The sequence below is a fragment of the Novosphingobium album (ex Liu et al. 2023) genome, assembly GCF_029076845.1.
Lineage (GTDB): Bacteria > Pseudomonadota > Alphaproteobacteria > Sphingomonadales > Sphingomonadaceae > Novosphingobium.
The window spans coordinates 67,112-76,860 of sequence record NZ_JARESE010000033.1 but is presented as its reverse complement, the minus strand read 5'-3'; the positions used below and the strand labels follow the sequence as shown (position 1 = coordinate 76,860).

Below are 9,749 nucleotides of genomic sequence, written 5' to 3'. Positions count from 1 at the left end.
CGGCGCGGCCACCTATCGGCCATCAAAATTGACGCCGACCGGACTCCGTAATCGTCGCGCTACAGACGCGAGCAGGGCGGGAAGGTCGTCATAGCGCGGTCCAACCGGCGGTAAGCGGTCGAGCTTCTCCATCGTGGCAAGCCACCGCGTATCGCCATCGCGACGCGCCCGGTCGCTGCGAAAGTAGGAGAGGGGGCCGAACGAAAGGATCTGCTCCACCTCGAGCAGCGCACCAAACATCAATGCTGCGTATCCGCCCATTGACTGGCCCACGGTGCTTACCGAAGTAGGCCGCAGTCTCGCGATCATGCCGCGCAGTGCGGACGTAACCGCGTCCACGTCATGCCCTAGTCCCGGTACCCCATAAAGATACCAGAAATTGGCGGGATCGCGTACCAGGATGCGGTTGATAGGCCGTCCCATGGCCTTCTCAAATTTGCGGGTGCGACCGACGAAGTCAAAAGCGGGCAATTCATTCCATGAAACGAAGCCGAATGAGATGACCAGCGGCGCCTCGGAATAGGGGGCATCGATAAGATATCCGGCATCGGGATTTGCCTGGACGGCGGCAATCGCCGCCGTGTCGAGATGAGCATCAAGGATCGACGGCAGTGACATGATTTGAGTTGATGGGCTTCTCAGATTTGCATCATAACGCATTCTAATAATGATATTTTACCGTGCAAATCATGCGGCGCTTGGCGACGCTACCGAATTGATTCGCGAGTGTGCCGGGATGTATTGCCACGCGGAAAACCTTCTCGGCCATCGTGCGATCCTAAACCTTGGCGCATCCCACGTAGACGATGAGTTCGAGCGGCTGCTTCGTATTCGTGACATTGCGAGCGGTTACCCGCCACTTGCCGCCAAACGGCATGCTCGAAGTGACTGCGAAGGCTTGCGGATTCGTCGGGATCGCGAAGCCGCCAGAGATGGCCCACATGTCGTCGGGACACCACGCCACATGCTCTCCGGTTGCGCCTGGTTCGACGCTCATGTCCTTCACGCCCTGGCGGAACTCCACTTTGAAGTTTTGCCCTGACCCAGTGGGCGCCGGAGAGGAGCAACCGGCAAGTACGAATGCAAGTAGACCGATCCAGCGCATTCCCAATGAACTCCCCAATTTATGCAGGCGTTGCCTGCCTCAAGGCGTATCCCACCGACAACCCTTAAGGCCGCTCGATCACGGCGTCTATCGTCAGTCGGGCGATCGGCGATTTGAAAGCCAGTTCGCATGCCGCTTGCACGGGCAGGGGATGCATATCAGCTTGTGAGCCGGGGCGGGAGGGAAGCGTTCGGATGTTCTTCCCATTCTGAGGCTTCCTTTTCGTGCTTTACAATCTGGTCTTTCGACATCCTGCACGAACGGTGCGAGTGAGAAAGGGCGGCTTTTTGTCGCAGCAGTGGCCGCAATCGTTGTGCGATGGCTTGCCATCGCACGGGAGGGCCGACAGGGTGATTTGCAACCATGCGCAGCGATCTCGATCATCTTCCGCCCGGCAAGCAGCGCGAGCTCGAACGCGTCGTGCAGATCGTGTTCGAGGAGTTCGAGGACAGCTTGAGGTCCGGCACCAGCGACTGGAAGAAGCAGGGCCGCATCCTCAAGGTCATCCTCTACGGCTCTTATGCGCGCGGCACCTGGGTCGATGAGCCGCATACGGCCAAGGGGTACCAGTCGGATTACGACCTGCTCATCGTGGTCAACGACGCGCGTCTCACCGACCGGGTCGAGTTCTGGTCCGGGCTCGACGAGCGGCTCATCCGCGAGTTCGGGGTTACCCAAAGCATCAGGACGCCAGTCAACTTCATTGTCCATTCGCTGCAGGAAGTGAACGACGGGCTTGCCCAGGGGCGGTACTTCTTCATCGACATCGCCCGCGACGGGATCGCGCTCTACCAGAGCGACGACAGCGAGCTGGCCCGCCCCCGGCCCAAGACCCCCGAGGCGGCTCTGGCCATGGCGCGAGAGTACTTCGAGGAGTGGTTTCCGGCAGCGATGCGAGCGCATGTTAATTTTGGTGATGACGTCAACCGTGGGTGGAATAAGGATGCAGCATTCATGCTTCATCAAGCCACTGAGCGGCTCTATCACTGCGTCTTGCTCACGGTCAGTTTCTACACGCCACACGTGCACAACCTGGCGTTTCTGCGCACGCAGGCCGAGCGGCTCGATCGGCGGCTTTGCCATGTCTGGCCCGCCGACACCCGCGAGCAGCGCGCCCGGTTCGCCAAGCTCAAGGAAGCCTACGTCAAGGCGCGCTATTCCAAGCACTACCGGATCAGCGAGGCCGAGCTCGCCTGGCTCGGCGAACAAGTCGAGGAACTCGGACGCGTCGTGCATGCGGTCTGTTCGGAGCGGATCGCCGCACTCGAAGCGGCCGTGCCCGAGGCGGGGTAGCGAGCGGGCACCTTTATGTTGGAAGCGGTTGGAAATTGACCGTGAATGGACGGATCGATCCGATGGCGTAACCTGATGCGAAATTCCCCTGTCTCGTCGATCGCCTTTTGCTTTCTCGGTAAGAGTGGACTTCGCGAAATCAGGGTGTGCTGCTTCTTCATAGCAGATACTTAACGAGGGACTATGGCTGAATCGCGCTATGTAAACGGCGGCTACCTTGAAAGGAATCCGAGTTGGCATTCAGAAGACTCGCCGGTTAAAGCAGCATGGATCGATGCCGTCTTGCGTCGCAACTCGCTCGACCCAAAGAGCGTGGCCGAGATTGGGACTGGGGCTGGCGGCGTTCTGGCGGGGCTTCAAACTCTGCGACCCAACTCCCGCTATATCGGGTTCGAAATCTCGCCGCAGGCATTTTCTTTGGCACAGTCACGCGCAAAAGTTGATTTGGATTTCCGCCTGGAAGATATGATATTGACTGGGCGCTCGGGATATGATCTTCTCTTGGCGATTGATGTATTCGAGCATGTGCCGGATTATATCGGGTTCTTGCGCGCGCTTGTGAACCGGGCGACTTATAAGCTTTTTCACATCCCACTCGACATGTCGGTTCAGATGCTCTTGCGACGAGGCCTTTTCCAGGACATTCGCCGGAACTTGGGACATCTCCATTATTTCTCTCGCGAAACGGCCTTCGACACTTTGGCCGATTGTGGATATGAGATCGTCGATTGGAACTACACGTTCTGGTCACGCGAACTTCCAGATCTTCCACTACGTACCAGGATCGCGAATGTCCCACGCAGGCTGCTCGCGGGGCTCAACGAGGATTTCGCGGTTCGGATGATGGGCGGCGCTTCAGTGATGGTGCTCACGCGATAGTCGGCTTGCAGTGCAGAACCCGATTGTCATGGCGCCACAGGTGACGCGCCCCTGTTCCAGTGTAGCCATCTCGCCAGATCGCGCCTGGGCCGCATTGACAAACCCTTTAACGAAAGTTGGCGCTTTTTCACATCGATCAGCGTTACGGGGCCCGCCGGCGAAAATGTGTGGCATCCTTGCACGAAGGGCGTGGCGCCGCTCGGCGCGCAAAGACGGGCATTGAGGTCTGCCGCGAAGCACTCCTCGGTTAGTTCGGCGATGTGCAGCAGGCGCAACGCTGAACCGTAACTTTGGACGCAATCTTGCACTGGCAATATGAGCCGGCCCGCGTGCTCAAAGACGCGACCAGCTGGGCGGGCGCCCTTGCGATCGATTCTCACCGGATTTTTGGGATGAGGTGTCCATGCGCCTAAAGGGGTGTCGGCCCACGCAACATTGAGTTTGGAGAGGTGATCGAATTTTCCTCCGACCGTTCCGTAAAACAGCCACCAGAGTCCTTCGTGAAAAAGCGGTGTGGGGTCCAGAGCGACAGTGTCGAGCGCGATTAGGGATGCCTTCTCCCAGGTCCATGGAAACTCTCGGGCGCGATAAAGGGTGAGCGTTCCTGAACCACATGCTTCGGGCAAGAGCCACATATCGCTCTCCCATTCGAACACAAATGGGTATGAAAGGTGCCAGGGCTCAGCCAACACCGTCCGCTTCTCGATCCAACGCAAACGGTGGTCCAGGACATGGACGGCGATTGTTCCGTGCGCCGTGCGGTAGTCGAAGTCTTCTACAAAGATGAAAAGGTACCCGTCGCGCCAGACACCGAAGGGATCGGCACTGAACGTCAAATCGCCGCCTGCAGGAAGCCATCGCAAGGGCAAACCTTCAAGCGAGCCGCGCTCGAGCACTTCGCTTGCCGCAGCTTCGACGATGAGTGGACGCCAGATGTCCTTTCTCAATTCCATCGCGGCGGGTTCCCAGATTAAATTCAACTTTGTTTCTTTTGGCTCAGGCGGTTTCGCGCGGCGTGCAGGCATCCGCGCCGGTTGTGGACAACAGCTCCCAGTCGCCGTCCTCGAGGTAAAGCGCGGTAAGCACACCCGTGCAGAACGCGCCCGTGTCGATGCCCATGCGATTGGAGCGGATGTCAGCTGAGAGCGTGATGCTGTGGCCATGCACGATGGTTGCGCCATGATCGACCGAACTCGCAAGGAATTCCTCGCGGATCCACAAAAGGTCGGATCTGGCCTGTTTGGTCAGGTCGATGCCCGGCCGGACACCGGCATGGCAGAAGTAGTAGTCCCCCGAACGGGTGACCAATGGCCATTTTCGGACGAACTCCATGAGCTCTGGCGTGAGAGCCTCGAAGATGTCGTTCATGAGCCGAGGATCAAAATCGGAACCGGGTTCCGGCGCCGCAATCCCAAAACTTTGCAAAGTCTCACGACCGCCCATCCGCAGCCATGGATCGAGAAGACGCGTCTCGCCAGCATGGACGCGAAGCATGATTTCCTCGTGGTTGCCGAGCAACACAAACTGGCCCCGTGTGTTCTTCGCCCAATCGCGAAGGAAACGCAGGATCGCAGCTGACTCCGGGCCGCGGTCGATAACATCTCCCAGCAGTACCAAATGCAGCTTTTTGGTGGTGCCGAGGCCTCGTTCGTGATGTTCGATTTGCCGCAGCAGCTGGCGCAGCAAATCATATCGCCCATGGATGTCTCCAATGGCATAAATTCGCTCGTTCGCTGCGGTTCGGCGGCGTTTGGCGAGAGGTTTGCGAGGAGTCGGCATTCTCATCGGTCCCGTGCATACATCAAATTTGCTATGCTGCACCGCAAAAAATCCTTAAGTATTATCGGCTCAGTTTGTTGACAGGCAATGCTTGGCCAGCCAAATCTAAGGCAACGCCACACCTTGCAATGAGTGAGACACCGCTGCCGAATTCGATCGCAGAGATTGCGGCATATGCATCCAATATGCACGGCTACGTTAAGCGCCGATTTATCAAGAGGGAGGTATGCCTGGGCAAGAGCGAGCACCTGCCCCGCGCACGCCTTATGGCTGTGGCTTCGGGAGGAGGGCATTGGGAGGAGTTGATGCTCCTGAGGCCTGCGATCGACGAGTATGAGCCTCTCTTCGTTACGACGATTGAAGGGCTGGCCAAACGCGACCATATAGCTCGCGTCCAGTTGCTGCCCGATTCCAACAGGGATCAGCCACTTGCTGCGTTGCGCTGCCTTATTGCGGCTTTCTGGCTGATTCGTGCGCACCGTCCCCAGGTTCTCGTGACCACGGGCGCGCTTCCGGGGTTGTTCTGCCTTTTTTGGGCCCGCCTCTTCGGTGCCCGAACGATATGGGTAGACAGTATCGCCAATTTCGATGGGCCTTCGCTGAGCGGGCGATTCGCCAAGCCGTTTGCAAATCTCTGGCTGACCCAATGGGAGCATCTAGCCGACGGCAAATCGATTCAGTTCGGCGGAGCCGTACTATGATCTTATTGACGGTCGGCACGCAAATGCCGTTCGATCGGTTGGTCGAAATAGTGGATCAAATCGCGGCTGGCTTTGATGAACCCTTTATCGCCCAGATAGGCAGGGGAGCCTATATTCCCCGTCACATGGAATGGAAGGGGTTGATTGAACCAGTTGAGTTCGAGCAGCTCATGGAGGAAGCACGTCTGGTGGTGTCGCATGCGGGAATCGGCACCATCGTTACCGCGCAGCGGCATGCAAAGCCGCTGGTGCTTTTTCCGCGCCTAGCAAGTCTAAATGAACACCGCAATGATCATCAACTTGCGACAACCGCCGCGCTATCCGGTCGCTCGGGCATTGCCATCGCCACGACGAAGGAGATGCTTCGGGCCTGCATTGACGCTCCGCCGGCAGCATTTGCGGTGACAAATATGCACGACAGGCAAAGGCAATTGTGCGAAACGGTCTCCCGGTTCGTCGCAATGCACTGCGTACGGGGTAAGGCCCTATGACGGAAGAAACGCCAGATTTTGAGGCGCAGGCGAGCCCTGAGATAACGACAGCGAGCGGCAAGATTCGTCGTCGTGTCCGACGCCAGCGGAAGGGTTCGAGGTCTGCGCGCACGTTGGTTCAACCCGTTGCGGATAAGCCCCTTATTCGACCTTTGCTCTCAGAATTGGCATTTGTTGGTTTGCTGGTGCTTGCCCTGACCGGCCCGCTTATGACCTTCAACGAGACTGGAAGTGAGGGAGGGTTCAGTGCTTTGCGTCAAGGGGGGTATCTGATGATAGCCGCCCTTGCGGCCTTCGCCATTCGCGCCGAGCGAAATCTCAGTCGGCTCCTTGTCATTCCGTGGCCTCTGGTGGCGGCTCTCGCATTTTGCTTGTTGAGCGTGGCATGGGCTATTGAGCCATCCATAGCGTTGCGTCGGGTCGTCTTAACCAGCCTCGTCGTCTGGACAACTTTCGCACTGGTAAATGCCCTAGGCTACGATCGGAGCTTGTTCCTAGTGCGGGCGATGCTTGGCGTATTGCTCACGGCTAACTTTCTGGCGGTTTACGGTGATCCGGGGCTTGGCATCCATCCCGTTGACATCATGGGAGACGATGGCCTGCAAGGTGATTGGCGCGGCATCATGGCCCATAAGAACGCCGCAGGGCTGATCAGTGTCCTGACGATCTTCTATTATGTCTTCGATGCTGCGAAAATTCCGATCTGGATCCGGGGAGGAGTTATTGCCGGAGCTGCATTTTTCCTTTTCAATTCCGCCTCGAAGACCTCGCTTGCAGTCGGCGTGGTTGCACTCTTTTTGGGTTTGCTTTTCACTCGGTACAAACATGCCTTTCGCGTGCGCGTGCTCACCATTTTGCTGGGCATGCTCGGAATGGGGGCGATTTTGCAAAGCGTTTATGCCAATCAGCTGCAATGGACGTTGAACGATCCAGGGGCATTCACCGGCCGAACAGTGATTTGGCAGGCCATGTGGGCTTATCATCGGGATAATCCCCTGCTGGGGTCGGGCTTCGGGTCGTTTTGGAATATCGGTCCCAATAGCCCTATCTATCACTATGGGAGGGGTTGGGTCTTCAACGTTACGCAAGCGCATAACGGATACCTTGATTTGCTTGTCCAGATCGGTCCGATTGGTCTTGCCCTCGTTATATTCGCGGTCGCAATCAATCCTTTGCTCAGGCTGCTGGGGTCGCCGCAAACCGAAGGGCAGTCCGGCGCGCTGATCGCCGCGACTCTCGTTTTCTGTCTGGGACATAACCTGACCGAGACCACCCTGTTTGACCGAGACTCCATCGGACAGGTTTTTCTCATGCTGACGCTGGCATCCCTATGGACCCTGACGCGATCATCGGCCGACACATCGCGCGACTTGCTTGCATGGGCAAATAGGCAAGATGTGGATGCGCCGGCGCTCAAGCGTTTTTCTCTCAGCCAAAGGTCCTGAGTTGGCTCCGAAGCTACGCATCGTCATTATTGGTGGAACGGTTTCCCATCGAGGTGGCCTTGAGGCGTTCTGTGAGCGGGCCCAGGCTGCGATTGCAATTTTCGGCAAGGATATCGACGCCGAATGGTTGCCATCCGACAGCGCTTACCTGGCTCCCCATCGTTGGCGAGCATACTTGACGCGACTATTCCGAACATACAATCAGCGAAGGAAGTTTGATCTCGCTTGGATACAGATCAGTAACCTCCCCGATCTGGCATTTGTTCTCGTATGCAAAATCGTTCGAATGCCGGTGCTAGCGACACCGCATTTCGGCGCCAATAGTCGCTTGCAAAGATCAGTGTGGAGGCGGCCGCTTTGTCGCGGAGTCCTTGGTCTGGCCGACCAGATCGGACTGCTGTTCGATGGCCAGGCCAACGAGATTGCCTTGCCCTTGAAACCCGCCCGAGAAACGATCGGGACGTTTCTCCCGGTGTCCTCGTTTGACCCGCATGAGGAGGGTCAAGGAACGCGCTCGCAGCTATGTCTCGTCCACGCGGCTCGCTTTTCAGAAGAGAAGGGCTCATTCGCGGTGGTCGACCTATGCGCAAAGCTCTTCCATGACTGTGTTCCATTCGAAGCCATCCTTGTAGGCCGCGCCGATGAGGTGATCATGGAGCAGTTGCGGAGCAAAATCGCGCATCACCAGCTGCAGGATCGAATTACCATAATGCCTTGGCTCGATGAGCAGGCGATGCAGGCCTTGCTTCGCAAGGCGGACGTACTTGTCCATTTGTCAAGGATCGACAGCTTTCCCTTGATCGTTCTTGAGGCCCTTGCCGCGGGCACCTTGCCATTGATCCGGCGAATGACCGGTAGCGAGGCGATGGTAACTGCCTTCGGTGGCCATGTGGTGAGCGAACCTGACAGTGCGCATGCCGGCGCGGCGTGGTTGGCGGGAAGGCCTGTCAGCGAAATCAGGCTTGCAGGCCAGCGGGCAGGGCAACTCGTTCGCGAATCTTACTCTTGGGACCGCATCGTCAGCGAATTGTCCGGCCTATTCAATCGTATGGTTGGGTCGAAAAATGGTCCACATCGCTGATTTCAACCCATGCCAAAGGCCGATTGGGCGGTGTTCTGCGCTTGAAAAAACCGAACACCGCACCGATAGCATTCACGTTCCAGTAGCAGAAAGAGTAAAGTCCTAGAGCGATTGACCGTCGTCGCCAAATTAGCATAAGCAAAGGGGCCAAAGTCAAAGGAACAAGAAGAATGGGCAAGAAGATGATGTTCAATATTAGGGAGAGCCACCAGCCTATTATGGCGATGATAATGCGCACATGGCTTAGCCGATGCAGGACGAAGCCAAAGTGCCGCCGTCCCAAGGCAGCGCGCAGGACCTGACCTGATCCGCTAAATTGTCCCCAGCGCAATCTGTCGTAGATCATGCGGTACCCATTTGCGCTATAGCCTGCGTGAAGTACCGCTGGTGCATCGATGCGGGCTAATCGCCAGCCTGCTGACTCGAGCCGGGCAGCGAGGTCAAATTCCTCGAAGGACCCTAGATTGCGATCCGAGAAATAGCCGATCGAGGCAATTGCTTCGGTTCGGTAAAGTCCACCGCCGTCAAGGCGATCCACCTGCCCCTCCTTGCGGTGGCCTTGACGCCGCATGGCGGCGCTGCGTATCTGAAATTCCTGATTCGCGATGACGCTTTCAATTACCTCGCCGCCAACACCGGCGTAGTTGGGATTCTCGTTCAGAAATGCGATCGCTTTGGGAAGGAAGTCTTCCACGAGCCGCATGTCACCGTCCATAAGATAGAAGTAGTCCCTATCGACCGCCTGGAACGCGAGCTGCGCGCCGGCTCCGCAGCAACGCTCCATGGGCTCTGCAAGTTGGACTATCCTTACACCCATCGACCGGGCGATCGCGATGGTGTCATCGCTCGATACGCTGTCCGCCAGCACCACCTTGCCGCCGACAAGGTCTGCCGCGGCACGCGCGCTTGTCAAAGCATCGCGTATAGTGGCACCCTCATTCAGCGCCTTTATGGCAATAGTGACAGTCACGGCCT

The 9,749-nt window shown here is 57.5% G+C and carries 11 protein-coding genes; 6 read left to right on the top strand and 5 right to left on the bottom strand.

The annotated features are described in order from the left end of the window. Positions 1-12: 12 nt before the first annotated feature. Positions 13-618 carry a hypothetical protein gene (locus tag PYV00_RS11400; RefSeq protein ID WP_275228387.1) on the bottom strand — a complete coding sequence of 202 codons (606 nt, stop codon included), beginning with the start codon at positions 616-618 and terminating at the stop codon, positions 13-15. A 160-nt stretch (positions 619-778) separates the two neighbouring features. Further along, a complete protein-coding gene (locus tag PYV00_RS11395) occupies positions 779-997 on the bottom strand; it encodes a hypothetical protein (protein WP_275228386.1) in 219 nt (72 codons plus the stop codon). Positions 998-1,468: 471 nt separating this feature from the next. Here PYV00_RS11395 and PYV00_RS11390 point away from each other — a divergent pair, with 471 nt between their 5' ends. Together PYV00_RS11390 and PYV00_RS11385 are read left to right on the top strand one after the other, a co-directional pair. Then, positions 1,469-2,398 (top strand): HEPN domain-containing protein, encoded by a 930-nt coding sequence (locus PYV00_RS11390; RefSeq protein ID WP_275228385.1) that lies wholly within the window; start codon positions 1,469-1,471, stop codon positions 2,396-2,398. A 183-nt stretch (positions 2,399-2,581) separates the two neighbouring features. Next, the gene (locus PYV00_RS11385) at positions 2,582-3,277 is read left to right on the top strand and encodes a class I SAM-dependent methyltransferase (RefSeq protein ID WP_275228384.1); all 696 of its coding nucleotides are present in this window, start codon (positions 2,582-2,584) and stop codon (positions 3,275-3,277) included. A 26-nt stretch (positions 3,278-3,303) separates the two neighbouring features. Here PYV00_RS11385 and PYV00_RS11380 read toward each other — a convergent pair whose 3' ends face one another. After that, the gene (locus tag PYV00_RS11380) at positions 3,304-4,230 is read right to left on the bottom strand and encodes a glucosamine inositolphosphorylceramide transferase family protein (protein ID WP_275228383.1); all 927 of its coding nucleotides are present in this window, start codon (positions 4,228-4,230) and stop codon (positions 3,304-3,306) included. Between the two features lie 43 nt (positions 4,231-4,273). After that, a complete protein-coding gene (locus tag PYV00_RS11375) occupies positions 4,274-5,056 on the bottom strand; it encodes a metallophosphoesterase family protein (protein ID WP_275228382.1) in 783 nt (260 codons plus the stop codon). A 128-nt stretch (positions 5,057-5,184) separates the two neighbouring features. On the opposite strand from PYV00_RS11375, the gene PYV00_RS11370 reads away from it, so the two are divergent. Genes PYV00_RS11370 through PYV00_RS11355 form a run of 4 tightly spaced genes read left to right on the top strand, consistent with a single transcriptional unit; the run spans position 5,185 to position 8,774 of the window. Next, positions 5,185-5,757 carry a glucuronosyltransferase gene (locus tag PYV00_RS11370; RefSeq protein WP_275228381.1) on the top strand — a complete coding sequence of 191 codons (573 nt, stop codon included), beginning with the start codon at positions 5,185-5,187 and terminating at the stop codon, positions 5,755-5,757. After that, complete coding sequence (locus PYV00_RS11365) at positions 5,754-6,248, top strand: glycosyltransferase (RefSeq protein WP_275228380.1); 495 nt, start codon at positions 5,754-5,756, stop codon at positions 6,246-6,248. The genes PYV00_RS11370 and PYV00_RS11365 overlap by 4 nt, the downstream gene beginning before the upstream one ends. Continuing rightward, positions 6,245-7,693: an O-antigen ligase family protein gene (locus PYV00_RS11360; RefSeq protein WP_275228379.1), complete on the top strand. Its 1,449-nt coding sequence runs from the start codon at positions 6,245-6,247 to the stop codon at positions 7,691-7,693. The genes PYV00_RS11365 and PYV00_RS11360 overlap by 4 nt, the downstream gene beginning before the upstream one ends. After that, a complete protein-coding gene (locus PYV00_RS11355; RefSeq protein ID WP_275228378.1) occupies positions 7,650-8,774 on the top strand; it encodes a glycosyltransferase family 4 protein in 1,125 nt (374 codons plus the stop codon). Before PYV00_RS11360 ends, PYV00_RS11355 begins: the two co-directional genes overlap by 44 nt. Here the strand turns inward: PYV00_RS11355 and PYV00_RS11350 are convergent. Further along, positions 8,734-9,744 carry a glycosyltransferase gene (locus PYV00_RS11350; protein WP_275228377.1) on the bottom strand — a complete coding sequence of 337 codons (1,011 nt, stop codon included), beginning with the start codon at positions 9,742-9,744 and terminating at the stop codon, positions 8,734-8,736. The genes PYV00_RS11355 and PYV00_RS11350 overlap by 41 nt on opposite strands. Between the last annotated feature and the right edge of the window lie 5 nt (positions 9,745-9,749).

Coding starts and splice junctions, on each gene's coding strand:
- PYV00_RS11380 (WP_275228383.1), bottom strand. CDS start 4,230: ATGGAATTGAGAAAGGACATCTGGCGTCCACTCATCGTCGAAGCTGCG.
- PYV00_RS11390 (WP_275228385.1), top strand. CDS start 1,469: ATGCGCAGCGATCTCGATCATCTTCCGCCCGGCAAGCAGCGCGAGCTC.
- PYV00_RS11400 (WP_275228387.1), bottom strand. CDS start 618: ATGTCACTGCCGTCGATCCTTGATGCTCATCTCGACACGGCGGCGATT.
- PYV00_RS11385 (WP_275228384.1), top strand. CDS start 2,582: ATGGCTGAATCGCGCTATGTAAACGGCGGCTACCTTGAAAGGAATCCG.
- PYV00_RS11365 (WP_275228380.1), top strand. CDS start 5,754: ATGATCTTATTGACGGTCGGCACGCAAATGCCGTTCGATCGGTTGGTC.
- PYV00_RS11375 (WP_275228382.1), bottom strand. CDS start 5,056: ATGCCGACTCCTCGCAAACCTCTCGCCAAACGCCGCCGAACCGCAGCG.
- PYV00_RS11360 (WP_275228379.1), top strand. CDS start 6,245: ATGACGGAAGAAACGCCAGATTTTGAGGCGCAGGCGAGCCCTGAGATA.
- PYV00_RS11370 (WP_275228381.1), top strand. CDS start 5,185: ATGAGTGAGACACCGCTGCCGAATTCGATCGCAGAGATTGCGGCATAT.
- PYV00_RS11395 (WP_275228386.1), bottom strand. CDS start 997: ATGAGCGTCGAACCAGGCGCAACCGGAGAGCATGTGGCGTGGTGTCCC.
- PYV00_RS11355 (WP_275228378.1), top strand. CDS start 7,650: ATGCGCCGGCGCTCAAGCGTTTTTCTCTCAGCCAAAGGTCCTGAGTTG.